A 23,361-nucleotide genomic window follows, 5' to 3' on the forward strand; every position below is an offset into this window, starting at 1 on the left:
CGGGGTGCCCATGGCGGGCATCTCGCGGCGGGACCTGACCCGGTGACACAGCCATGCTGAACCTGGTATTGCGCCGCTTGCCATTGATCGTGTTGACGGTCCTGGCCACGGCGGTGCTGAATTTCTTTCTGCTCAAGGCGGTGCCGGGCGATCTGGTGGATGTCATCGCCGTCCAGAGCGGCTCGGCCACCCCCGAATACATGGCGCAGCTGCGGGCTGCCTATGGCCTGGACAGCGGTCTGCTGACCCAGCTCTGGCACTATCTATGGCAGTTGGCGCACCTGGATCTGGGGCATTCGTTTCGCTACAACGAATCGGTGCTCGGCCTGATCCTCGGGCGCCTGCCCGCGACCCTGGCACTGGTGGGCGCGGCACTGACGCTGGCGGTGGTCTTTGGCGTGCTGTTCGGCATCGCCTCGGCGCAGCGCCCCCATGGCTGGCTCGACACCTTGCTGTCGAGTCTGTCGACGCTGGGCTACAGCGCGCCGATGTTCTGGACCGCGCTGATGCTCATCGTGCTGTTCGGCGTGCACCTGGAGTGGCTGCCGGTCTCGGGTATCCAGGAGATCGGCGTCGAGCGCCACGGCTGGGCGCTGTGGTGGGATCGCGCACGGCATCTGCTGCTGCCGGCCTCGACTTTGGCCCTGTATTACCTGGCGGTGTTCGCGCGGTTGTCGCGGGCGTCGATGATCGAGACCCTGCAGGAAGACTTCATTCGCACCGCGCGGGCCAAGGGCAACCGAGGGCCGCGGATCGTCTGGCGGCATGCCTTGCGCAACGCCATGCTGCCAGTGGTGACCATGTTCGGCCTGCAGAGCAGTGCCTTGCTCGGTGGCAGCATCGTGGTCGAGAGCGTGTTCGCCTGGCCGGGGCTGGGGCAGTTGTCGTTCGACGCCATCAGCAATCGCGACCTCAACGTGCTGCTCGGCATCCTGCTGTTCAGTGCGGTGCTGGTGGTGCTCCTGAATCTGTTGGTCGACCTGCTGTACCGCGTGCTCGATCCGCGCGTGAGGAGTGAAGCATGAAGCAACTACTACGCACTCTGGCACGACAACCCTCGGCCTGGATCGGCGGCATCATGTTGCTGGCGGCAGTGGGTGCAGCGCTGAGCGCGAGGTATTGGTTTCCCGGTGATCCGCTGGAGATGGTCGGTGCGCCGTACCTGGCGCCGGGCGAGGACGGTGATTTCCCCTTGGGCACCGACTTGATGGGCCGCGATCTGCTGGCCGGGTTGCTTCACGGCGCGCAAGTGTCGCTGCTGGTGGGCGGGGTGGCGGCCTTGATCGCCTTGAGCATCGGCATCCTCATCGGTGCGCTGGCCGGGTTCTATCGCGGCAAGGTAGATGCGGTGCTGATGCGCATCACCGAGTTCTTCCAGACCATCCCGGCGTTTTTGCTGGCGATCATTCTGGTGGCGGTGCTGCAACCGTCGTTGGCGACCCTGGTGTTCGCCTTGGGCGTGACCTCGTGGACCGGCATCGCACGCCTGACCCGTGGCGAGTTCCTGGTGCTGCGCGAGCGCGAGTTCGTGCGTGCCGCCGAGGCGCTCGGTGCATCGTCGTTACGCCTGATCGTGCTGGAGATCCTGCCTAACGCGCTGACGCCGATCATCGTCAGCACCGCGTTGCTAGTGGCCAACGCGATTCTGTCCGAGGCGGGGCTGGCGTTTCTCGGACTGGGAGACCCTAACCATGTGAGCTGGGGCAGCATGGTCGGTGTGGGCCGCGAGGCGTTGCGTACGGCGCCTTACATGACCGCGCTGCCTGGCGTGGCGATCATGCTCACCGTACTGGCGCTCAATTTGCTCGGCGATGCCCTCAATACCGCCCTCAACCCCAAGCTAGCTCGCCAGCGAGGCGCGGCGCTGGTTTGAATCATCTGTAGCGAGGGGGCTTGCCCCCGAAAGTCTGCCAGCAAGGGGGGTGCAACTGGAGACCGAATCGGGGGCAAGCCCCCTCGCTACAGGGACGGTGCTGAAGCTATATTTATATTCCATTTGAGTATTTAAAGCTCGGCTCTTATTCGTATAACTTTAGTACTCCTAACCTAAATCCCTGCCTCGACCGGACTACCGGAGATCGCTTCCTTCAGGAGCTTTGCCGTGTCGATCAGGTCCGTATTGCGTCACTCTCTGCTGTTCTCCGTGCTGCTCACACCGGTGGCGGGCTTCGCCGCGCAGCCCACTCAGCACATTCGTATCGGTATCAACGACAGCCCGCAGAACGTCGCACTGGAGGTGGCTGCCCAGCGCGCCGCCGCCAGGGGGCTGGACGTCGAACTGGTGTCGTTCAGTGATTGGAACACGCCGAACATCGCGCTCAGCAACGGTGATATCGACGTCAACTACTTCCAGCACCAACCCTTCCTCGACAACGCCAACAAGCAGAATGGCTTCGATCTGGTGCCTATCGGCTATGGCGTCGAGAACCGCGTCGGCCTGTATTCCAACAAGATCAAATCCTTCAATCAGGTCAAGGACGGCGACACCGTTGCCGTGGCCGACGACCCGGTCAACCAGGGCCGCGGCCTGCATCTGTACGAGCAGGCCGGTCTGATCACCTTGCGTGCCGATGCCGGGCCCAAGGCCGGGCTGCAGGACATCACCGCCAACCCCAAACACCTGAAGTTCATCGAGCTGCCTGGGCCACAACTGGCCCGCGTGGTAAATGACGTCACCATCGCCCAGAGCTACCCGTCGCACATGCTGGCTGCCGGCAAGGACCCGAACAACGCTTTGCTGTTCAGCCAGAACGCCCCGGGCGACCACCTCTATGCGCTGCGTTTCGTGGTCGCGCGCAAGAACCTCGATAACCCGGCGATCAAGGAGTTCGTGCAGATTTTCCAGAACGACCCGGAGGTCCGCGCAGCCATCGAAAAATCCTACGGCAACCCAAAACTCTACTCGCTGGGCTGGCTGGATGACGCCAAAGAGGCCTCGCGATGAGCCAGGTGGTGCCACTGCGACCATTGGCGCCTGCGGTCGAGCCCGCGCCGGACACCGCCCAGGTGCATGTGCAGATCAGCCAGCTGGGCAAGACCTACCAGGCCGGCAGCGGTGCCGTCACGGCTCTGACCGGGGTTGACCTGAGCATCCGCCGTGGGGCGATCTTCGGCGTCATTGGCCGCAGCGGCGCCGGCAAATCCAGCCTGATTCGCATGCTCAACCGCCTCGAGGAGCCCACCGAGGGCAGCGTCAGCATCGACGGCATCGACATTGGCACCTTGCATGGCAAGGAGCTGGTGGCGTTGCGGCGGCGCATCGGCATGATCTTTCAGCACTTCAATCTGTTGTCGTCGCAAACCGTGCTGGAGAACCTGGCGCTGCCGCTCAAGGCCGCTGGCATCGGCCGCGCGGTGATCGAACAGCGCGCCCGCGAACTGCTGGCGCTGGTGGGCCTGGAGGGCAAGGAGAAGGTCTATCCGTCGCGGCTGTCGGGCGGGCAAAAGCAGCGCGTCGGCATTGCGCGGGCATTGATGCTCGAACCGCAGATCCTCTTGTGCGACGAAGCCACCAGCGCGCTGGACCCGGAAACCACCCAATCGGTGCTGGCGCTGCTCAAGGAAATCAACCAGCGCCTGGGCCTGACGCTGGTGCTGATCACCCACGAGATGGCGGTGATCCGGCAGATCTGCGATCACGTGGTGGTGCTGGAACAGGGCCGCGTGGTGGAGCAGGGACCGGTATGGAAAATCTTCGGTCAGCCCCAGGCCGAGGCCACCCGGGCATTGCTCGCGCCGCTATCGACGCAGCTGCCGGCTGATCTGGCGGCGCGTCTGCACGCCAGCGAGGGCAAGGGTGCGACCGTGCTGGAGTTGATTTTCGATGGCCAGAGTGCGCGCGAACCCGATGTGTTCGCTATCGGCCAGGCATTGGGCGGGCAGGTGGAGTTGCTGCATGGCGGTATCGACCGGATCCAGGGGCGCGCCCAGGGGCGGCTGCTGATTTCTACTGTGGCGCCGGCCAGCCGCGTGGCGGCCTTTTTGGAAAAAACCGGGCTGTTCAGCAGCGCCAAGGTGATCGGTCATGTCTGAATTCATGCTTAAAGCCTTGTGGAAGGCCTTTGTCGACACCCTGACCATGGTCGGTATCTCCGGTGTGGTGGTGTGGTTCGCTGGCATCGCCCTGGCCATGGTGCTGATCACCACCGCGCGCGGGGCGATCTTCGAAGCGCCGACCTTGAACCGGGTGCTGGGCGGCATCGTCAACGGTTTTCGGGCCACGCCCTTCATCATCTTGCTGGTGGCGCTGATCCCGCTGACGCGCCTGCTGACCGGCACCACCATCGGTGTGTGGGCGGCGGTGGTGCCGATCACCCTGAGCGCCACGCCGTTCTTCGCGCGTATCGCCGAGGTCAGCCTGCGTGAAGTCGGCGGCGGCGTGATCGAAGCGGCCCAGGCGCTGGGCTGCGAGCGGCGACATATCATCTTCAATGTGCTGCTGCCCGAAGCGCTGCCCGGCATCATCGGCGGCTTCACCATCACCCTGGTGGCAATGATCGGCGCCTCGGCCATGGCCGGTGCCATTGGCGCAGGCGGCCTGGGCGATCTGGCGATCCGTTACGGCTATCAACGCTATGACACCCAGGTGATGCTGTGCGTGATTGCGATCCTGATCGTGCTGGTGTGCGGCATTCAGTACCTGGGGGATCGCTACGTGCAGCATTTGCGGGCGCGGTGAGTAGCGGATTGTGCACCGGTTGGAGCACGGCTTGCCGGCCAAGAGGCCGGCAAGCAGGGCCACTGTTCAACGGCGGCATTACTCCTGGGAGGGCAGCTCCAGCCAGGGGCTGCCGATCCCCGTCTGCTTGACCATGATCTGCCAGCGTCGATCGCTGGCGTCCCTGCGCAGCAGCACCGTGGCTGGATAAATCACGCCGCTGCTTTGCGGCAGCACCAGACGGTAGCGGCTACGCACCAGACTTTTGCGCACCTCGTAGACGCCTTGGCTTAATCGTATGAAGCGTTGATGGTTGCGCGTGGCCATGCCGCGGTGATTGAAATTCAGGCCGTCGGGGACTGTGTTCAATCGGGCCTGGGCGAGCAGCCTTGTCAGGTCCGGCCGGGTGCCTTGCCAATACAGGTCAGAGACGATTTCGTACTCGCCGGCCTGGTTCTTGCGCACCTGCGGCGGATGATTGGCTTCGGCGTTGCGCGGGTCGATGATGTGCCAATACTCGCCGTCGAACTCGATCTTGTAGCGCCGCCCGGCACGATCTTCGATCAGGTACTCGGCGGCCGCGCCGTCCTCGCCCAGGGTTTCGTACACGCCCTCACGGTAGATGCCGTCGATGCGGTAACGCAGGCGCGTGTTTTGCCGTGGCACGGCCATGGCGCTGTTGAGCACCGAAGGAGAGTGCAACGGCAGGTTACGGAAGGCGCGGGCGAACACCGGTGAGCCCGCCAGGCTCACGCCCGCATCGCCCAGATAAGTGATGCCGCTCATGAAGTGCTGCAACGCCGCATCGCGATCGCGATGGTTCTCAAGACCCTCCCACAGATTGCCCAAGGCCCTGGCCAGCGCCACCAGCAAGGGCACCGGCATCGGCGCGAATCCGGCCATCAGCTCCAGTACCGAGAGCCCGACCTGAGTGAAGATGATGCTGTCCAGGCGCCCGGTACTGGTGGTCTGTGCGCGGATATTGGCCAGGACATGGCGTACTTCCGCGTCATAGCTGCGCTCGATGAAGTCGCCATCGATAGCGGCCAGTTTCAGCGCGCTGCCCCCGGCCGGGTTTTCCAGCGCTTGCCGGACGCGCGCTTGTTCGGCCAGGCTGGCCCGGTTGACCAGATAGTCCAGCAGCGCAGCCTCGCGAGTGAAGGCCTGTATGAATGCGGCACGGCTGCTGTACTCGCGCCAGGTTCGGCGATCTGGCGCGGCGGGGGTATAGACCACGACGTTGAAGGGCGCCTGGGACGCGGTCGCGGTGATCACCAGCACGCCGCTGATGGTCGCTTCCTGAATCAGCAGTTGATTGACTTCCAGTCGCCGAGGACTCGGCAATGCCTGGCGCTCGCTGGCCTGCGGATGATCGAGCAGGGTGCAGGCCCAGTTGAAACCACGCTGCTGCGGGTGATCGATAAAGCGCCCGCTGGCGTTGCTCTTGTAGGCCTCGTAGCGCATGCGCGCCAGCGCCAGATGGCGGTAGCGCTCGCGCCGCCATTGCGCGTCGGTGTCGTGCAGCAGTCGCTGCTGTACGAACGCCACATAGCTGCTGCCCAGATTGAGCCGGCGGACCAGCTTCTTGACCACCGTGGCGGTCAGCGCTCGTGGGGCCGGTGCGCCATCGAGGCTCACCCGCGCGGTCAGGATGAAGTCCAGATCCAGCAGGCTGACGTTTTCCAGTGCCAATGCCGCCAGGCTGCGGCGGTGGGTAATGAGGGTCAGCGATTCCCCTGCCTGGTCACGCAGTACGCCCGAGATGTAGCTGCTGGGCTGCAGTGGGTGCAACAGCGGCCCGGTCCGGACCGCCCGGGTAGTGGCGATCATCACCTGCTGTGGGTCCACCTCGATGCCGAGTTCGACAAGGATGCGCTGGCGCAATTGGCGCGTGGCAAAGGCCAGCAGTTCATCGCGCTGACTGAATTGGTGGGCATTGGGCAGCGCCGGGCTGCGCGCCAGGGTCATGGCCAGGATCAACTCGCGAATGGCCTGCATGGCGTTGATTTTCTGATCCTCGGCGGTGTTCTTGAACCAGGGCAGCATGTGCCGGGCCAGCAGCAGCGCATAGCGCGTTTGCAGTGCGCCACGACGATGCAGCAACTGCGCCAGGTCGGCACCTTTATCGAGGTGCTGTTCGAGGCTCGCCAGATCGGTGTCGAGTGGGCGCTGCTGCCACGCTTGACGCAGATGGCGCAGATGCCAATCGCGCAGGTCGCGGGCAATGGTCGCCGCCAGTTCGCCCTGAAGCGGCTCGAAGACCAGGGCATCGGCCTGGTGGGCCTCATGGCGTTGCGCGGTGGTCAGCGGCGCCAGCAGGGCGCTACCTTGGCGCGGGTCGTCGAGGCGCTCGCTGAACTCCCGTTCGAGGCGCGACAAAGAGACGAACTGTTCGAAGCCGAAGGCCAGGCTGTGCAGCAATACCGCCGGGGCACTGTCGGCGCCGATGACGAATACCCCCGGCAGGGCGAGGCTGGATGCTTGCGGCTCGGCTTTCAGGCACAGGCGCTTGATCCAAAGGCCGGCGGGCGCGCTGGCCAGCGCCTGGTGCATCAACCCGATACTGCCGGCGTCCAGTGTATGGTCCTCCTGGCGCAGGGCCAGTTGAGCGCGCCAGCGGCGTTGCAGCTCTGCCGCCAGGCCCTCCAGCGCCGGCAGCGTGGTCCCCGGCCAGCGTGCGGTTTTCCAGAAACCGACGGCGCTGTCCACGGCGAGCTGCGGCAGTTGCTCGCCCAGCCGCCGCAGGTAGTCGAGTAATGCCTGGCTCTGCGCCGTTGGCAGCGCGGTGCCATCGTTTTGCTCAATCGCGGCGTCGTCGTCGAGTCCGGCGATCAGCGCTTCAGGCAGGCTGAGTTTGCCAATGCGCAGCTGCGTGGTGTCGAGCTTCGGCAGGCGGTCGGCGACGCGCTTGGCGAGCAACCGGCGGAGGGAAAAGGCGTTCGCCAGTTCAGCGCTCAGGGCTTGATCCTGCGCTTCGAGTTGTTCCAGGGGACCGATGGCGTTCATGTCGGTGTACCTCAAGAGAAGGGACACCGAGCCTAGGCCCGCGCCGGGCGCCTCTGGCGCTAGAGGGGTACCGCCACGGCATCAGGGTTGCGGCGCCAGGGCGGCTTCGACCACCTCGATCCAGTGCCGAACCGGCGTGCGTCCAGCCCCTGCCAGATGGCTCTGACAACCGACGTTGGCGGTGACGATCAACTGCGGATGGCCGCTCTCCAAAGCATTCAGGCGCTCGTCACGCAGCTGCCGCGCCAGCGCCGGCTGAGTGATCGAATAGGTCCCCGCCGAGCCGCAGCACAGATGCCCATCCGGCACCGGGGTGAGGACGAAACCCAGGCGGGTCAGCAGCGCTTCGACGGCGCCCCCGAGCTTTTGCGCATGCTGCAGTGTGCAGGGGCAGTGAAACGCCAGGCGCTGTTGCGGCGCCATGTCCAGTCTGTGCAATGGCTCCTCGGCGAGGACCTCCACCAGGTCGCGGGTCAGCTCACTGACCCGCTTGGCCTTGTGCGCATAGCGGCTGTCGGTGGCCAGCAGCTTGCCGTAGTCCTTCATGAACGCGCCGCAGCCGCTGGCGGTCTGCACTATGGCTTCGGCGCCTTGTTCCAGGTGCGGCCACCAGGCATCGATATTGCGCCGGGCGCGGTCCAGCCCGGCGGCCTGGGCGTCGAGGTGATAGTCAACGGCGCCACAACAGCCGGCTTCGCGCACTGGCGTGACGCCGATGCCCAACCGGTCCAGCACCCGCGCCGTGGCAATCGTGGTGTTGGGCGCCAGGGCGGGTTGCACGCAGCCTTCGAGTATCAGGACCTGTCGGCTATGCTGCCGGGTCGGCAAGGGTGGGCGAGCCACTGCCCGGTCCGGCAGTTTGGCTCCCAGGGTTGACGGCAGCAGCGGCTTGAACAGCTGGCCCATGTGGATCAGCGCAGCGAACAGCGTCGGCCGTGTCACCACATGGCGCAGGCCGGCACGCAGCCAGCGCTGGCCCGGCTGCCGCGCGACCGCGTCGTCGACCACTGCGCGGCCGATGTCCAGCAGGTTGTGGTAGTCCACGCCGGACGGGCAGGTGCTCTCACAGTTACGGCACGACAGGCAGCGGTCCAGATGCAACTGGGTGGAGGCGGTAACCGGCTGGCCCTCGAGCACTTGCTTGATCAGGTAGATGCGCCCGCGCGGCCCGTCCAGTTCGTCACCCAGCAATTGATAGGTCGGGCAGGTGGCGTTGCAGAAGCCGCAGTGCACGCAACTGCGCAGGATGCGTTCGGCTTCGTCGCCGCGTGGCAGTTGCCGGGCCTGTTCGCTGAGGGTGGTCTGCATGGTCAGAGCTCCTGATACAGGCGGCCGGGGTTGAAGATGCCTTGTGGGTCGAGCTGTGCCTTGAGCTGGCGCTGATAGCGCAGCAAGGCGGCGGGCAACGGATGCAAGGGCGACGCCGCCGCGCCCGGGGTCAGGCAGATCGCATGGCCGCCATGGGCGCTGGTGACGGCGCGGATCTGCGCTTCGTCGGCCGCCGAGCACAGCCAGCGTTGCGCGCCGCCCCAATCCAGCAACTGGTGGCCGGGCAGCGGCAGCGCTGGGCAATTGTCGGGCAGCGACAGGCGCCACAACGGGTGCTCGTGCGCGAAAAATGCCAGCCGCTGGGCGTTGAGGTCTTGCCAGTAGCTCGCCTCCAGCGGCTCGCCGCCGAGCCGATCGCTGGCGGCCTGGACCGAGCCTTCGCCGCCTTCGAGGCGCAGATGCAGGCGCTCGCCATCGTGGCAGGCAGCGCTGATCGGCAGCGGCTGTTGGCGCCATTCGGCCAGGCACGCCAACGCCTGGGCGGTGTCCATGGGCAAGGCCAGACTGGTGCAACAACGCGGTTTGGGCAGGACCTTCAAGGATACTTCGGTGATCACCCCGAGGCTGCCCAGACTGCCGGCCAGCAAGCGCGAGAGGTCGTAGCCAGCGACGTTTTTCATCACCTCACCGCCGAAGCGCAGGTGCTTGCCGTGGCCGGTGATGACCCGGGTGCCGAGTACGAAATCGCGCACTGCGCCGGCCCAGGGCCGTCTTGGCCCTGACAGCCCGGCCGCGACCATGCCACCGACCGTGGCACCGCGTTCGGCGAAGGGCGCTTCGCAGGGCAGCATCTGGCCGGCCGCATCGAGGGTCTCGTAGAGCGTCTGCAGCGGCGTACCGGCGCGGGCGGTGATCACCAGTTCGGTCGGATCGTAATGGACGATGCCGCGGTGCGGGCGCAGGTCGAGGGCTTGGCCGGTGGTCTCGCGGCCCAGCGCTGCCTTGCTGTCGCCACCGCGGATACGCAGCGGCGTGCCATGGGCGAGTGCCTGCTCGACCTGTTCGAGCAGGGTCGCGGCGAAGTCCTGATCGGGTCGATCGAGCATCAGAATCGCTCCAGTTCCGGGAACGGCAGCTGCCCGCCATGCACATGCATGGCACCGAATTCGGCGCAGCGCTGCAGGGTCGGAATATTCTTGCCGGGGTTGAGCAGGCCATGGGCATCGAAGGCGGCCTTGACCGCGTGAAAGAGGGTGATTTCGTCACTGTTGAACTGCGCACACATCTGGTTGATCTTCTCGCGGCCCACGCCATGTTCGCCGGTGATGCTGCCGCCGACCGCGACGCACAGCTCCAGAATCCTGCCGCCGAAGGCCTCGGCGCGCTCCAGCTCGCCCGGCTGGTTGGCGTCGAACAGGATCAAGGGGTGCATGTTGCCGTCCCCGGCATGGAAGACATTGGCGACCCGCAACTGGTATTCCCGCGCGAGCTCGGCGATGGCTTGCAGCACCCGGGGCAGGGCGCGCCTGGGGATGGTGCCGTCCATGCAGTAGTAGTCTGGCGAGAGGCGCCCGACCGCGGGGAAGGCATTCTTGCGCCCGGCCCAGAAGCGCACGCGCTCGGCCTCGTCCCGGGCCTGGCGCAACTCGGTGGCGCCAGCGCGCTCCAGCACCTCGCGGACCCGCGCGCAGTCGTCGTGGACATCCGCTTCGACGCCGTCCAGTTCGCACAGCACAATGGCCTGGGCATCGACCGGGTAACCGGCGTGGATGAAATCTTCGGCGGCGCGAATCGCCAGGTTGTCCATCATCTCCAAACCACCTGGGATGATCCCGGCGGCGAGGATATCGGCCACGGCCCGGCCGGCTTTCTCGACATCATCGAAAGCCGCCAGCAGCACCTTGGCCACCTGCGGGCGGGGCAGCAGCTTGACGGTGACTTCGGTGATGATCCCGAGCATGCCTTCGGAGCCGGTGAACAGCGCCATCAGATCGAAACCGGGCGCGTCCAGGGCCTCGCTGCCCAAGGTCAGGTGTTCCCCCTCGACGGTGAGAATCTCCAGCTTGAGCAGGTTGTGCACGGTCAGGCCGTACTTCAGGCAGTGCACGCCGCCGGCGTTCTCGGCGACATTGCCACCAATGGAGCAGGCAATCTGCGAGGACGGATCGGGGGCGTAATACAGCCCGAACGGGGCAGCGGCCTGGGAGATCGCGAGGTTGCGCACGCCGGGTTCGACCCGCGCCAGACGCGCCGCCGGGTCGACTTCAAGGATGCGGTTGAAACGCGCCATGACCAGCAGCACGCCCTTGGCCAGTGGCAACGCACCGCCGGACAACCCGGTACCGGCGCCGCGCGCCACCACCGGCACGCGGCGCTCATGACAGAGTCGCAGCAGCGCCTGGACCTGATCGAGGCGCCGCGGCATGGCCACCAGCAGCGGCGTGGTGCGGTAGGCCGAAAGGCCGTCGCACTCGTACGGGCGCAGGTCTTCGCTGCGATGCAACAGCTCCAGATCCGGCACCCGCGCGCGCAGCGCTTGCAGCAGTTCGGTCCGGTCGACGGCGGGCAGGGCGCCGTCGACGCGTTCGTCGTAAAGGATGTTCATCGGCAGCACTTGACCCGGTGTTGTTGTTATGGGGGCTTGTCGCTTGCATGGACCGTGGGTGTCACAGCCGGCTCAGAGCTTCTTGGCCTCCTCGCGCAGCACGTACTTCTGGATCTTGCCGGTGGAGGTTTTTGGCAGCGCGGTGAACACCACGGTTTTCGGCGCTTTGAAGCTGGCCAGGTGCTCGCGCACGAAGAGGATGATCTGCTCGGCCGTGGCGCTGTGGTTGTCCTTGAGGGTCACGAAGGCGCAAGGCGTCTCGCCCCATTTTTCATCCGGGCGGGCCACCACGGCGGCTTCCAGCACCGCCGGATGACGGTAAAGCACGCTCTCGACCTCGATGGTGGAGATGTTCTCGCCGCCGGAGATGATGATGTCCTTGAGACGGTCACGGACCTCGACATAGCCGTCCGGATGCCACACGGCCAGGTCGCCGGTATGGAACCAGTCGCCGGCGAAGGCCTCGGCGGTAGCCTCCTGATTGCCCAGGTAGCCCTTCATCACCGTGTTGCCACGCATGAAGATTTCCCCCAGGGTCTCGCCATCCTGGGGCACGGCGAGGCCGGTCTGGGCATCGGCGACCATCAGCCCTTCGAGGGTTGCATAGCGCACGCCTTGCCGAGCCTTGAGCCGGGCGCGTTCATCAGGGCTGTGCCGATCCCAGTCCGAGTGCCAGGCGCAGACCGTTACCGGGCCGTAGGTTTCGGTAAGGCCATAGGCGTGAGTGACCTGGATGTTCATGGCTTCCACCGAGGCGATCACCCGTGCAGGTGGCGCGGCGCCGGCGGTCATCACCGCCACGGGATGCTCGAAGGGCGTGGTGTCCGGCGCATTGGCCAGGGCGTTGAGCACCACTGGCGCGCCGCAGAAATGGCTGACGCGGTGCTCGCGGATCAGCTCGATGATCTTCACCGGGTCGACCTTGCGCAAGAACACATGGGTGCCGGCCTGGGCGGTGATGGTCCAGGGGTAGCACCAGCCGTTGCAATGGAACATCGGCAGGGTCCAGAGGTACACCGGATGATGCGCCATGCCCCAGGCCATCTGGTTGCCGACGGCATTGAGAAAGGCGCCGCGATGGTGATAGACCACGCCCTTGGGGTTGCCGGTGGTGCCGGAAGTGTAGTTGAGCGAGATGGCGTCCCACTCGTCTTCGGGCCAGGCCCAGGCGAAGTCGGGGTCGCCGCTGGCCAGCAGCGCCTCGTAGTCGAGGTCCGATACGGGCTCGCCCTGGGGGTATTCGGGATCGTTGACGTCGATCACCAGCGGTGGGTTGTCGAGCTGGGCCAGGGCGGCGCGAATCACTGTGGCGAATTCGCGGTCGACCAGCAGTGCCCGGGCCTCGCCATGGCGCAGCATATAGGCGATCGCCGGTGCATCGAGGCGGATGTTGAGGGTATTGAGCACGGCGCCGAGCATGGGCACGCCGAAATGCGCTTCGAGCATCGGCGGGATGTTCGGCAGCATGGTCGCGACCGTGTCGCCAGGGCCGATGCCGTGGGCCGCGAGGGCCGAGGCCAGACGCCGGCAACGGGCGTAGGTCTGCGCCCAGGTGCGCCGCAAGGAGCCATGGATGACCGCAAGGTGGTTGGGGTAGGTGTGGGCGGTGCGCTCGATGAAACTGAGTGGGGTAAGGGCCACGTGATTGACTGGCCCTTTGGCCAGGCCTTGCGTGTAGATCGACATGCGGGCACCTGCGGCGTTTGTTAGCTCTGTAAGTGCACGGCTTGGGGGCCGGGCATCGGGTGTGCAGGGCAAACTATGCCACGGTGGTGCGTTGTTGGACAGTCGACCAAAGGTTAGCGGCCCACCCGCCAGGGTAGCGAGGGGGCTTGCCCTTGAAAACCGATAAACCACTATGTTGCGTGTGGGCTTCGATTATCGGGGGCGAGCCCCCTCGCTACGGGGTCTGCAGGTTATTCTTGCTCGGGGGTGCCGATAAAGGTCAGCGAAGTGAAGTAGCTGTTCTTGTTGACGTCGGCATCGCCGGTGACGTCCTGAGAGGTGTAGGCGGCGATGATGTTGAGGCCGTCGTTACGCACCGCGATAGCGGCGCGGCCTTCGGCGTCGGTCTTGGCCGATAGGGTGTGCGGTGCGCCACGGAAGTCGCCGATCAGCGATACATCCCTGGCCGGCTTGCCGTCGAGCAACACCTGCACCGGCAGGTCCTTGCCCACGCCGACATGCAGTGGATCAACCTGAGGCACGATCACGAAATGCACGTCCTTGGGCACCACTATCCTGGCCTTTTCTTCATGGACTGCCAGGCTATAGCGCACACTGCGCAACGCGTCGAGGGCGCCGGGCACTTCCCGTTTACCCTGCGCTACCCACGTCTTGTCGGGCTTCTGCGCCCACAGACCACCGTCCATGGCCACGAACAGGGTGGCGGCCTTGTTCGCCGGTTTAAGCCGTGCGTGGTCGGCTTGCGGCTCGACGGTGACGGCGATTTCCTTGCCGGTCGAATCGTAGGCCCAGGCGTTTTTGATCTGCTCGGCCTTGTAGGCGTCATCTTCGGCACCGTCGCCGAATACCACTTCGATATTGCCGCGGCGTTCTTCGGTCCACAGGCCGTGGGCGCAGGCATTGGCGCTGAGAAACACGCCCAGGGCGGCGGCGATCAGCGTTTTTGGCAGGTGACGCATGGAGAGGATCCTTGAGTGATGGGCGGGGTAAGGGGCATACGAAGGTGCTGAGAGTGACCGAATGAGTCTCGGCCTGAAGCGCTGCGAGCACCACGACGCAGAAGTCGCAGATGCATGTCATTCGTATTTGCGCATCCTAACGGCAATGGCAAGTGGCTTGCTTGCCCAGCCTGTTGCTGGATGTTTCACCGGATGCCCTGGATACATTTGTCTGTCATCTTCGGCACCGACTATGTTCGTCCTCGAACCACAAAAACTACCCAAGCAGGAGCGTCCCCTTGTCGAGCTGGCATAAAACCCTGTTGATCAGCGCCTTGTCGCTGACCCTCGCCACCCCCTTCGTTCATGCGGCCACCGCGCCGGGCCAGACACTGGCCAAGGCGGCGGGCATCCCCTGGCCGGCGGTGATCGCCCATCGCGGTGCATCCTACGACGCGCCGGAGTCGACTCGCGCGTCCTACCTGCTGGCCCGCGAGCTGGGCGCCGACTACCTCGAGATGGACCTGCAACGTACCCGCGACGGCCAGTTGATCGCGCTGCACGACACCAACCTCAATCGCACCACCGACATCGCCCGCAAATTTCCCGAGCGCAAGGACCAGCCCGTCAGTCAGTTCACCCTGGCCGAGCTGCGCACGCTGGACGCCGGCAGCTGGTTCAACCAGGCGTATCCCCAACGCGCCCGGCCCGGCTATGCGGGATTGCAGATTCTGACCCTCGACGACATCATCGATATCGCCGATCAGACTCCCCGGCATCGCCCCGGCCTGTATATCGAGACCAAGGCGCCGCAGCTGTTTCCGGGGATCGAAAAAGACCTGCACGCCAAGCTTCAGCAACGCGGCTGGATCACCGCCAATGGCGACGTCGCCAGCGGTCATCACCTGATCCTGCAGACGTTCGAGCGCAACAGCCTGACGCTGCTCGACCAATACATGCACAAGGTGCCGAAGATCTTGTTGCTGTGGGTGGGCGAGGGCGGCATGACGCCGGCATCCACCAAGCCGTTCGACGCCGCCAGCGGCCAGAGCAAGGCGGCGTACTATGCTCGGCAGCAACCCAAGGACCCCGCCGAGTTCGGGCAATGGATAGATTTCGCCAAGGCCAACGGCGCCGTCGGTACCGGCCCCTCGGCGGCGCTCACTCAGGGCGGCGATCAGAGCTACATGGACTTGGTGCAACCCTGGATGAACAAGCTCACCCACGACAAAGGCCTGCTGGTGCACGTGTACACCGTGGACGATCCAGTGGACTACCAGAAAGTCATGGACGCCGGCGTCGACGGCATCTTCACCAATCGCGCCAGTGAACTGCTGAAGTTCTACAAACGCCCGGCAACGCGGTCGGTGGATGAGATCTTGAAGGGGTTGGGGTACTGAAAATCAGCCGCTGCAAGGTGCTCGAGAAGGTTTGATCAGGCTTTCGGCCGGGATCCCGAACATCTCGTGAAGCCGCCAGATCATCGGCAGCGTCAAGGCTCGGGTACCGTTCAGCACCTCGTAGACGCGATTCTGTCGGCCGATCGCGGGTACCAAATCGGCGGCGGACAACCCCGACTGGTCCATGCGAAAACGGATGGCGGCAATGGGGTCAGGCAAGTCCAGGGGGAAATGCCTGGCCTCATAGACTTCGATCAAGGTCACCATGACATCGAAGAAGTCGCCTTCCGGGGTGCCTGGCTCGGGCTCATTGTCGAACATCGGCGACACGGCTTTGAGCGCCGCCTTGTAGTCCTGCTCGGTATGGACAGGATGAATATTCATGTCGATCACTCCATTTCAACAGTATCGGCGTCGATGGCGTCGTACTGTTTGTGGGTACCCACGAACTTGACGTAGACAGCAGCGAATCTATAGGCCACAGCGACGACGAGCCGGTAGTCATTGCCCTTGATGTTGAATACCACGCGGCGACTTTTGAGAATGCTCGCAGCACGAAATTGCGGCTTGATATCACCCGGATGAAGCCACCGTGCCTTTTTTGCTTCATCGATCCATGACAGCAGCGGCTGTTCGGAATCGGGATGACGTTCCCAGAACGCTTTCAGATGACTTGTCGCAATTATTCTCATGGCTGGATCCTAGTCCCAAAATGGGACTTGGTCAACGCGCCCGTCCCGAAGCCGAGCAGTAAGCCGCATCGGCATACCTCCCGGGTATCACAACATAGGCACAAAGTATTTCTCCGCCGGGTCCGTTCGGCCTAACCTGCCTCTACGGGCGGTTATCCTTGCCAGCGTATGTGGATAGCCGGCCTGGCTGACAGCCCGCTATTCCTTCTGCGCGGGGAATTGGCTTAAGCTGCCGGTATTGCCAGCATGGGCGAAGACCCAGACCTACAAGAACAACAAGCCGTGAGTGCCGTGTGATGGAAAGTCGTCTGCTGAGTGAGTGCAGTCGGGTGTTCGAGCATGCCGACCCCTATGCCGTTTCTTCCTATGTCAATCAGCATGTCGGTGCCCACTGTATCCGCATGCCCGATCGTGGCCAGGGCGCCGCCGATCTCAACCACCGCAAGCTTGCCAGCCTCGACCTGTGCCGCATCAGTTATGGCGCCAGTGTCAGGGTCACTTCGGCGGCGCTGGACACCATCTATCACCTGCAGATTCTCTTGCGTGGCCACTGCCTGTCCCGTGGCGCCCAGGAAGACCTGTACCTGATGCCCGGCGAGTTGCTGCTGATCAACCCCGATGACCCGGTCGATCTGACCTATTCCGAAGACTGCGAGAAATTCATCCTCAAGATGCCTCGCGGGGTGCTCGACGATCTGTGCCGCGAGCAGCGCTGGGACGTGCCGCAAGGGGGCGTACGCTTCGTGCAGAATCGCTACCGCCTCGCCGACCTCGACGGTTTCGCCGGGCTGCTGGGCATGCTCTGCCATGAGGCCGAAGCTGCCGATTCGATGCTGCGCGTGCAGGAGCATTACCAGCAGATCATCGCCGGCAAGATGCTCAGCCTGATGAACACCAACGTCCAGCGCCCGGCATCGGGCTTGCGCAACCCGACCTTCGAGCGCCTCAACGATTACATCGAACGCAATCTCAAGCTCGATATCCACCCTGACGACCTGGCACGCCAGGCGCAGATCAGCAGCCGTGCGCTGTATACCCTGTTCGAGCGCCATGCCGGGGTCAGCCCCAAGCTGTTCATCCGCCGCAAGAAGTTCGAACGCGTACACGCCTGCCTCAGCGATCCGCAATGCCATGTGCGCAGCGTGACTGAAATCGCTCTGGACTACGGCTTTCTGCATCTCGGGCGGTTCTCGGAAAACTACCGGCTGCTGTTCGGCGAGCTGCCCTCGCAAACCTTCAAGCGCCATCGCTGATCAACCTTGACGATGGCGCCCCACCGTCGTCAGGCGCCGCTGCACGATCCCTCCTGCGAAAAGCGGATAGGCCCGTGCCAGAAACGGCTACTCATCGGCGCAAAGCGGATATCAGCCTGCGACCGTTGGCTATTGCGCCGCCCCGTCAAATCCTAATCTGACCTGGCCTGAACAATAACAACGGAGGCCCCGGCCATGTCCCTGGGAACTGCATACCTCAATTCTTTGCTCGAGGAAGATCACGAGCAAGGCGTCTTCCGCTGCAAGCGCGAGATGTTCACCGACCCGCGGCTATTCGACCTGGAGATGCAACACATCTTCGAAGGCAACTGGCTGTACCTGGCCCATGAAAGCCAGATCCCCAACAACAACGATTACTACACCACCACCATGGGCCGCCAGCCGATCTTCATCGCGCGCAACAAGAACGGCGAGCTCAACGCCTTTCTCAACGCCTGCAGCCATCGCGGCGCCATGCTATGCCGCCACAAGACCGGCAACCGCGCTTCCTATACCTGTCCGTTTCATGGCTGGACCTTCAACAACTCCGGCAAGCTGCTCAAGGTCAAGGACCCGGCCGAGGCGGGCTATCCGGACAGCTTCAACTGCGAAGGCTCCCATGACCTGACCAAGGTCGCGCGCTTGGAGTCCTATCGCGGCTTTCTGTTCGGCAGCCTCAAGGCCGATGTCGCGCCCCTCGCCGAGCACCTGGGCGAGTCGGCGAAGATCATCGACATGATCGTCGACCAGTCCCCCGAAGGCCTGGAGGTCCTGCGCGGTTCCAGCAGCTACATCTACGAAGGCAACTGGAAACTCACCGCCGAAAACGGCGCCGACGGTTATCACGTCAGCTCCGTACACTGGAACTACGCCGCCACTCAGAACCAGCGCAAGCAACGCGAGGCCGGCGACGACACACCCACCATGAGCGCCGGCAGCTGGGCCAAGCAGGGCGGTGGCTTCTACTCGTTCGACAAGGGCCACATGCTGCTCTGGACGCGCTGGGCCAACCCCGAGGATCGGCCGTTGTACGAGCGTCGTGACGAGCTGGCACAGGCGTTCGGTTCGGCCCGCGCCAATTGGATGATCGAGAACTCGCGCAACCTGTGCCTGTACCCTAACGTTTACCTGATGGACCAGTTCAGCTCGCAGATCCGCATCGTGCGGCCGCTGTCAGTGGACCGCAGCGAGATCACCATTTACTGCATCGCCCCCAAGGGTGAAAGCGACGAGGCGCGTTCCAGGCGCATCCGCCAGTACGAAGACTTTTTCAACGTCAGCGGCATGGCCACCCCCGACGACCTCGAAGAATTCCGCTCCTGCCAGATGGGCTACCAAGGCAGCACCACCGCCTGGAACGACATGTCCCGTGGCGCCACCCATTGGGTCCAGGGCGCCGATGCCGCCGCCCAGGAAATCGATCTGCAACCCCTGCTCAGCGGCGTGCGCACCGAGGACGAAGGACTGTTCGTGATGCAGCACAAGTACTGGCAACGGACCATGCTCGAGGCCGTGGCCGAAGAGCAGGCCAAAGGTATCCCGGTGGAGGCCGCGCAATGACCATGACCTATGAAACGGTGCGCGACTTCCTCTACCGCGAGGCTCGCCACCTGGACGACAAGCAATGGGACAGCTGGCTGGAAATGTACGCCAGTGACGCGACCTTCTGGATGCCGTCGTGGGACGACGACGATGAACTCACCGAGGACCCGCAGCGGGAGATTTCGCTGATCTGGTACGGCCGCCGCGACGGTCTCGAAGACCGCGTGTTCCGCATCGAGACCGAGCGCTCCAGCGCCAGCATTCCCGACACCCGCACCTCGCACAACCTCAGCAACATCGAGCTGCTTGAGCAGGGTGACGGTCTGTGCAAGGTGCGCTTCAACTGGCACACCTTGAGCTTTCGCTACAAGACCGTCGACAGCTACTTCGGCACCAGCTTTTACACCCTCGACATCCGTGGCGAGCAGCCGCTGATCAAGGCCAAGAAAGTAGTGCTCAAGAACGACTACGTGCGTCAGGTCATCGACATCTATCACATCTGATCCATGCACCTGATTCACTGAAACCTTATAAAAAGCGAGGTGCAGCATGCACACGATCGCCCTGAATTTCGAAGATGGCGTTACCCATTTCATCCAGGCCAATGGCGCCGAAACCGTCGCCGACGCTGCCTATCGCCAAGGTGTCAACATCCCGCTGGATTGCCGCGACGGCGCCTGCGGCACCTGCAAATGCTTCGCCGAAGCTGGCCGCTACGACCTCGGACAAGAGTACATCGACGACGCCTTGACCGAAGAGGAAGCCGAGCAAGGCTTTGTGCTGACCTGCCAGATGCGTGCCCAGAGTGACTGCGTGGTGCGCGTGCCCGTCGACTCGGGGGTGTGCAAGGTCAGCCAGGCGACCTATCAGGCGCAGATCAGCGCCGTCGAGCAGCTATCGGACAGCACCATCGCCCTGAAAATCAAGGGCGAGGCGCTCAATCAGCTGGCGTTTCTGCCTGGCCAGTACGTCAACCTGCAGGTGCCCGGCAGCGAGCAGACCCGCGCGTATTCATTCAGCTCGTTGCAAAAGGGCGGCGAGGTGAGTTTTCTGATCCGCAATGTGCCCGGCGGCTTGATGAGCAGCTTCCTCACCGGCCTCGCCAAGGCCGGCGATACCCTCAGCCTGGCCGGGCCATTGGGCAGCTTCTATCTGCGCGAGATTCGTCGGCCATTGTTGCTGCTGGCCGGAGGCACCGGGCTGGCGCCTTTCACCGCCATGCTGGAAAAAATTGCCGAGCAGGGCAGTGCTCATCCGGTGCATTTGATTTATGGCGTGACCAACGATTTCGATCTGGTGGAGCTGGACAAGCTCGCCGCGCTGGCCGCGCAGATTCCCAACTTCACCTGGGGCGCCTGCGTGGCCAACCCTGACAGCCAGCACCCGCTCAAGGGCTATGTCACGCAGCATATTGCGCCGGGTCATCTCAACGAAGGCGATGTGGACGTGTACCTGTGCGGGCCGCCACCGATGGTCGAAGCGGTCAGCCAGTACATCCGTGAGCAGGGCATCACGCCAGCCAATTTCTACTACGAAAAATTCGCGGCATCGGCGGCCTGAGGAGGCAATTCATGAGCAGTCAAATTTCTCGTCAGCGCTTCGGCGCCAAGGTCGCGCTGGTCACCGGTGCCGCACAGGGTATCGGTCGCGGTGTCGCCGAGCGCCTGCTGGCCGAAGGCGCGCGGGTGATCGCCGTGGACCGCTCCGAGCTGGTGCATGAATTGCGGGAGTTACCGGGATATCAAGGCGCGGTGTTCACCTTGACGGCGGACCTGGAGCAATACAGCGAATGCGAGCAAGTGGTGGCTGCCGGCGTCGCCCACTTCGGTGCCTTGGACATTCTGATCAACAACGTCGGTGGCACCATCTGGGCCAAGCCGTTCGAGCATTACTTGCCGGAACAGGTCGAGGCCGAGGTGCGCCGCTCGTTGTTCCCGACACTCTGGTGCTGCCACGCAGCGTTGCCAGGCATGCTCGAACGAGGGCAGGGGGCGATCGTCAACGTTTCGTCCATCGCCACGCGTGGCGTCAACCGAGCGCCTTATGGCGCGGCCAAGGGCGGGGTGAATGCGCTCACCGCCTGCCTGGCGTTCGAGACCGCCGGGCGCGGCGTGCGGGTCAATGCCACGGCGCCGGGGGGCACCGAGGCGCCCCCACGACGCATCCCGCGCAACAGCGCCGAGCCAAGTGCGGATGAAAAAGTCTGGTATCAGCAGATCGTCGACCAGACCATCGACAGCAGCCTGATGAAGCGCTATGGGACCATCGACGAGCAGGTTGGCGCGATTCTGTTTCTGGCTAGTGACGAGGCTTCGTACATCACTGGGGTGACCTTGCCCGTAGGCGGCGGCGACCTGGGCTGAATCATGAACCCTTGCACGGGAGGAGGCCGCGCCCACGGATTGGAATCCGTTCCATCGTGGGAGTGGGCCTTGCCCGCGAAGAGGCCCTCAGCGTCCGAGCTTCTTGTACAACGTAGTGCGCGAAATCCCCAGCTGTGCGGCAGTGGCGGAGATGTTGCCGCCATTGGCCGCCAGGGCTTGCTTGACCGTACGTTGCAGCGCCGACTGCAAATCATCGCCATGACTGACCAAGGGCACCTGTTGAACCTGCGGCGGCAGATGCTCCAGGCGAATCATCGACTCGCCCTGGGCCAATGCCGAGGCCAGACGCACCGTCTGCTCAAGCTGGCGGATGTTCCCCGGCCAAGGCTGGCGCTGTAGAGCTTGCAGCGCCGCAGCATGCAACGGCGGCCCGGCATGGCGCAGGCGCAGGCGTTCGATCAGGGTGTCGAGGTCTTCGCGTTCGCGCAGAGCCGGCAATTGCACGCACAGACCGTTGAGCCGGTAGTACAGGTCTTGGCGAAACAGCTGTTCGGCCATGCGTCGCAGCAGATCGCAATGCGTGGCGCTGATGACCCGCACATCCAGTGGTTGGCGCTGGCTGCTGCCCAGGCGGGTGATCTCTCGCTCCTGCAACACCCGCAGCAGGCGGGTCTGCAAGGCCGCCGGCATATCGCCGATCTCATCCAGCAGCAAGGTGCCGCCGTGGGCCGCCTCCAACTGGCCGCGGGCACCGCCCTTGCGCGCACCGGTAAAGGTGCCTTCGGCGTATCCGAACAGTTCGGCCTCGATCAGGCTCTCCGGGATGGCCGAGCAATTGATCGCCACAAAGGGCGCCTGGGCATTCCACTGCTCGTGCAGGGCGCGGGCGAACACCTCCTTGCCGGTACCGGTCTCGCCTTGCAGCAGAATCGGCACCCCGGCGGCGAAGGCCTTGTGCGCCTGCTGCAATTGGCGATTCAGCGCCGGGTCGGCCCCCAGCGGCGAGGGCGATTGATTCAGGCGCGTACTGCGGGTCGCGGCCGGGCGTTGTTGCTCGAGCACTCGGGCAAACAGCCGCGAGCCATCGTTGAGCGTCAGTTGCTGGGGCGCGCGATGCAGGTCGATGGCGGTGCTGGCTTCGAACAATTGGTCGAGATGACGGCCTTCGGGCTGGTAGTGCTCCAGCCCCAGCAGCCGCTGAGCAGCGCGATTGGCGCTGCGGATGCGTCCGGCATGGTCGATGGCCAGCAGGCCCTGCAATGGCGTACCAAGCAAACGCGGATCATGCTGCAGGGACAGGATGCGGCAGTCGCCCAAGGTCGCGAACAACCGGTTTTCGGCGGCCATGGCGGCGTGGCTGAGCTGCTCCAGTACCGCACCGGCCTGGCGTTCGCCGACGCCGGTGATGTCCATGGCGCCGATGATTTCGCCGTGCAGGCCGCGTACCGGCACGCTGACGCAAAACACATGTTCCAGTTCGCTGAGGTAGTGCTGGTTGCCGATCACCACCATTGGCACGCCTTCGGCCAGGGTGCAGGCGGGGGCGGTGGTGCCGATGTCGGACTCCTGGATACGCCGACCGATCTGCAACGGCAACAGCGGGCCGTCGAGCTGTCGAGACTGGCGGGCATGGACGATCACACCCTGAGGGTTGACGCAGAACAGCGTCCACGAGGCGCCGCCGATCTGTTGCCACAGGCGATCGATCTCCGGACGCACGCACTCGGCCAGGCGATGGTCGGCGGCGTCCAGTACCTGCAGTTGATCGTCGCGTTCGGCCTGCCAGGTGTTCCAGGGCAGCAAGCCGCTGGCACGGGAGCGGGCCCAGGATTGCGCAATGGGTTCCGGTAGCAGGCCGGTGGGTAGGGGCATGCCTTCGACGAAGCGATGGCGCGCGTGGATCAGCTGTTGCTGATCCAGCAAAGCACGGGCATCCATGGAGATACCTCTATCATTGTTGGGAGAACGCTTGTAAGGCGCTGCGGCGTT

At 64.2% G+C, this 23,361-nt stretch carries 20 protein-coding genes; 11 read left to right on the top strand and 9 right to left on the bottom strand.

Annotated elements, in window-relative coordinates:
• The first annotated feature begins 53 nt into the window (after positions 1 to 53).
• From AC3WJP_RS10140 to AC3WJP_RS10160, 5 genes are all read left to right on the top strand, one after another.
• The gene (locus AC3WJP_RS10140) at positions 54 to 1,025 is read left to right on the top strand and encodes an ABC transporter permease (RefSeq protein ID WP_493720778.1); all 972 of its coding nucleotides are present in this window, start codon (positions 54 to 56) and stop codon (positions 1,023 to 1,025) included.
• A complete protein-coding gene (locus AC3WJP_RS10145; RefSeq protein ID WP_493720779.1) occupies positions 1,022 to 1,873 on the top strand; it encodes an ABC transporter permease in 852 nt (283 codons plus the stop codon). The genes AC3WJP_RS10140 and AC3WJP_RS10145 overlap by 4 nt, the downstream gene beginning before the upstream one ends.
• 228 nt (positions 1,874 to 2,101) lie before the next feature.
• Positions 2,102 to 2,944: a MetQ/NlpA family ABC transporter substrate-binding protein gene (locus AC3WJP_RS10150; RefSeq protein ID WP_493720780.1), complete on the top strand. Its 843-nt coding sequence runs from the start codon at positions 2,102 to 2,104 to the stop codon at positions 2,942 to 2,944.
• Positions 2,941 to 4,032, top strand: coding sequence for a methionine ABC transporter ATP-binding protein (locus AC3WJP_RS10155; protein WP_493720781.1), 1,092 nt, complete (start codon positions 2,941 to 2,943; stop codon positions 4,030 to 4,032). Before AC3WJP_RS10150 ends, AC3WJP_RS10155 begins: the two co-directional genes overlap by 4 nt.
• Positions 4,025 to 4,678 (top strand): methionine ABC transporter permease, encoded by a 654-nt coding sequence (locus AC3WJP_RS10160; RefSeq protein WP_493720782.1) that lies wholly within the window; start codon positions 4,025 to 4,027, stop codon positions 4,676 to 4,678. The genes AC3WJP_RS10155 and AC3WJP_RS10160 overlap by 8 nt, the downstream gene beginning before the upstream one ends.
• 78 nt (positions 4,679 to 4,756) lie before the next feature.
• Here the strand turns inward: AC3WJP_RS10160 and AC3WJP_RS10165 are convergent, their stop codons facing one another.
• The 6 genes from AC3WJP_RS10165 to AC3WJP_RS10190 all read right to left on the bottom strand — a co-directional run bounded on the left by AC3WJP_RS10165 (position 4,757) and on the right by AC3WJP_RS10190 (position 14,182).
• Positions 4,757 to 7,663, bottom strand: a complete 2,907-nt coding sequence (locus tag AC3WJP_RS10165; protein ID WP_493720783.1) for a hypothetical protein — start codon at positions 7,661 to 7,663, stop codon at positions 4,757 to 4,759.
• 81 nt (positions 7,664 to 7,744) lie between these two features.
• Positions 7,745 to 8,971 carry a glycolate oxidase subunit GlcF gene (glcF, locus tag AC3WJP_RS10170; RefSeq protein ID WP_493720784.1) on the bottom strand — a complete coding sequence of 409 codons (1,227 nt, stop codon included), beginning with the start codon at positions 8,969 to 8,971 and terminating at the stop codon, positions 7,745 to 7,747.
• 2 nt (positions 8,972 to 8,973) lie between these two features.
• Positions 8,974 to 10,038 (bottom strand): glycolate oxidase subunit GlcE, encoded by a 1,065-nt coding sequence (glcE, locus tag AC3WJP_RS10175; protein WP_493720785.1) that lies wholly within the window; start codon positions 10,036 to 10,038, stop codon positions 8,974 to 8,976.
• Entirely contained in the window at positions 10,038 to 11,537 is a 1,500-nt protein-coding gene (glcD, locus tag AC3WJP_RS10180) for a glycolate oxidase subunit GlcD (protein WP_493720786.1), read from the bottom strand. The genes glcE and glcD overlap by 1 nt, the downstream gene beginning before the upstream one ends.
• Positions 11,538 to 11,609: 72 nt before the next feature.
• Entirely contained in the window at positions 11,610 to 13,223 is a 1,614-nt protein-coding gene (locus tag AC3WJP_RS10185) for an acyl-CoA synthetase (protein WP_493720787.1), read from the bottom strand.
• A 230-nt stretch (positions 13,224 to 13,453) separates the two neighbouring features.
• Positions 13,454 to 14,182, bottom strand: coding sequence for a DUF4198 domain-containing protein (locus AC3WJP_RS10190; protein WP_493720788.1), 729 nt, complete (start codon positions 14,180 to 14,182; stop codon positions 13,454 to 13,456).
• Positions 14,183 to 14,460: 278 nt separating this feature from the next.
• Between AC3WJP_RS10190 and AC3WJP_RS10195 the strand changes: the two genes are divergently transcribed.
• Positions 14,461 to 15,561 carry a glycerophosphodiester phosphodiesterase gene (locus AC3WJP_RS10195; RefSeq protein WP_493720789.1) on the top strand — a complete coding sequence of 367 codons (1,101 nt, stop codon included), beginning with the start codon at positions 14,461 to 14,463 and terminating at the stop codon, positions 15,559 to 15,561.
• A 3-nt stretch (positions 15,562 to 15,564) separates the two neighbouring features.
• Here AC3WJP_RS10195 and AC3WJP_RS10200 read toward each other — a convergent pair whose 3' ends face one another.
• Positions 15,565 to 15,945, bottom strand: coding sequence for a helix-turn-helix domain-containing protein (locus AC3WJP_RS10200; protein WP_493720790.1), 381 nt, complete (start codon positions 15,943 to 15,945; stop codon positions 15,565 to 15,567).
• Between the two features lie 5 nt (positions 15,946 to 15,950).
• Positions 15,951 to 16,253, bottom strand: a complete 303-nt coding sequence (locus AC3WJP_RS10205) for a type II toxin-antitoxin system HigB family toxin (RefSeq protein ID WP_493720791.1) — start codon at positions 16,251 to 16,253, stop codon at positions 15,951 to 15,953.
• Positions 16,254 to 16,546: 293 nt separating this feature from the next.
• Here AC3WJP_RS10205 and AC3WJP_RS10210 point away from each other — a divergent pair, with 293 nt between their 5' ends.
• From AC3WJP_RS10210 to AC3WJP_RS10230, 5 genes are all read left to right on the top strand, one after another.
• On the top strand, positions 16,547 to 17,506 hold the full coding sequence (locus AC3WJP_RS10210) for an AraC family transcriptional regulator (protein ID WP_493720792.1): 960 nt from the start codon (positions 16,547 to 16,549) through the stop codon (positions 17,504 to 17,506).
• A gap of 195 nt (positions 17,507 to 17,701) precedes the next feature.
• Complete coding sequence (gene benA, locus AC3WJP_RS10215; RefSeq protein WP_493720793.1) at positions 17,702 to 19,066, top strand: benzoate 1,2-dioxygenase large subunit; 1,365 nt, start codon at positions 17,702 to 17,704, stop codon at positions 19,064 to 19,066.
• Positions 19,063 to 19,551, top strand: coding sequence for a benzoate 1,2-dioxygenase small subunit (benB, locus tag AC3WJP_RS10220; protein ID WP_493720794.1), 489 nt, complete (start codon positions 19,063 to 19,065; stop codon positions 19,549 to 19,551). Before benA ends, benB begins: the two co-directional genes overlap by 4 nt.
• Positions 19,552 to 19,597: 46 nt before the next feature.
• Complete coding sequence (gene benC / locus AC3WJP_RS10225; RefSeq protein WP_493720795.1) at positions 19,598 to 20,608, top strand: benzoate 1,2-dioxygenase electron transfer component BenC; 1,011 nt, start codon at positions 19,598 to 19,600, stop codon at positions 20,606 to 20,608.
• Positions 20,609 to 20,619: 11 nt separating this feature from the next.
• Positions 20,620 to 21,411 carry a 1,6-dihydroxycyclohexa-2,4-diene-1-carboxylate dehydrogenase gene (locus AC3WJP_RS10230; protein ID WP_493720796.1) on the top strand — a complete coding sequence of 264 codons (792 nt, stop codon included), beginning with the start codon at positions 20,620 to 20,622 and terminating at the stop codon, positions 21,409 to 21,411.
• Positions 21,412 to 21,498: 87 nt separating this feature from the next.
• On the opposite strand, the gene AC3WJP_RS10235 is transcribed toward AC3WJP_RS10230, so the two are convergent.
• Positions 21,499 to 23,310: a sigma-54-dependent Fis family transcriptional regulator gene (locus AC3WJP_RS10235; RefSeq protein ID WP_493720797.1), complete on the bottom strand. Its 1,812-nt coding sequence runs from the start codon at positions 23,308 to 23,310 to the stop codon at positions 21,499 to 21,501.
• Positions 23,311 to 23,361 lie beyond the last annotated feature (51 nt).

This window comes from Pseudomonas sp. GW821-FHT01A09, assembly GCF_058986725.1.

Excerpts from the sequence above, each read along its gene's own strand:
- AC3WJP_RS10140 (WP_493720778.1), top strand. The coding sequence starts at position 54 with ATGCTGAACCTGGTATTGCGCCGCTTGCCATTGATCGTGTTGACGGTC.
- AC3WJP_RS10145 (WP_493720779.1), top strand. The coding sequence starts at position 1,022 with ATGAAGCAACTACTACGCACTCTGGCACGACAACCCTCGGCCTGGATC.
- AC3WJP_RS10155 (WP_493720781.1), top strand. The coding sequence starts at position 2,941 with ATGAGCCAGGTGGTGCCACTGCGACCATTGGCGCCTGCGGTCGAGCCC.
- AC3WJP_RS10160 (WP_493720782.1), top strand. The coding sequence starts at position 4,025 with ATGTCTGAATTCATGCTTAAAGCCTTGTGGAAGGCCTTTGTCGACACC.
- AC3WJP_RS10165 (WP_493720783.1), bottom strand. The coding sequence starts at position 7,663 with ATGAACGCCATCGGTCCCCTGGAACAACTCGAAGCGCAGGATCAAGCC.
- glcF (WP_493720784.1), bottom strand. The coding sequence starts at position 8,971 with ATGCAGACCACCCTCAGCGAACAGGCCCGGCAACTGCCACGCGGCGAC.
- glcE (WP_493720785.1), bottom strand. The coding sequence starts at position 10,038 with ATGCTCGATCGACCCGATCAGGACTTCGCCGCGACCCTGCTCGAACAG.
- glcD (WP_493720786.1), bottom strand. The coding sequence starts at position 11,537 with ATGAACATCCTTTACGACGAACGCGTCGACGGCGCCCTGCCCGCCGTC.
- AC3WJP_RS10185 (WP_493720787.1), bottom strand. The coding sequence starts at position 13,223 with ATGTCGATCTACACGCAAGGCCTGGCCAAAGGGCCAGTCAATCACGTG.
- AC3WJP_RS10190 (WP_493720788.1), bottom strand. The coding sequence starts at position 14,182 with ATGCGTCACCTGCCAAAAACGCTGATCGCCGCCGCCCTGGGCGTGTTT.
- AC3WJP_RS10200 (WP_493720790.1), bottom strand. The coding sequence starts at position 15,945 with ATGAATATTCATCCTGTCCATACCGAGCAGGACTACAAGGCGGCGCTC.
- AC3WJP_RS10205 (WP_493720791.1), bottom strand. The coding sequence starts at position 16,253 with ATGAGAATAATTGCGACAAGTCATCTGAAAGCGTTCTGGGAACGTCAT.
- benA (WP_493720793.1), top strand. The coding sequence starts at position 17,702 with ATGTCCCTGGGAACTGCATACCTCAATTCTTTGCTCGAGGAAGATCAC.
- benB (WP_493720794.1), top strand. The coding sequence starts at position 19,063 with ATGACCATGACCTATGAAACGGTGCGCGACTTCCTCTACCGCGAGGCT.
- benC (WP_493720795.1), top strand. The coding sequence starts at position 19,598 with ATGCACACGATCGCCCTGAATTTCGAAGATGGCGTTACCCATTTCATC.
- AC3WJP_RS10230 (WP_493720796.1), top strand. The coding sequence starts at position 20,620 with ATGAGCAGTCAAATTTCTCGTCAGCGCTTCGGCGCCAAGGTCGCGCTG.
- AC3WJP_RS10235 (WP_493720797.1), bottom strand. The coding sequence starts at position 23,310 with ATGGATGCCCGTGCTTTGCTGGATCAGCAACAGCTGATCCACGCGCGC.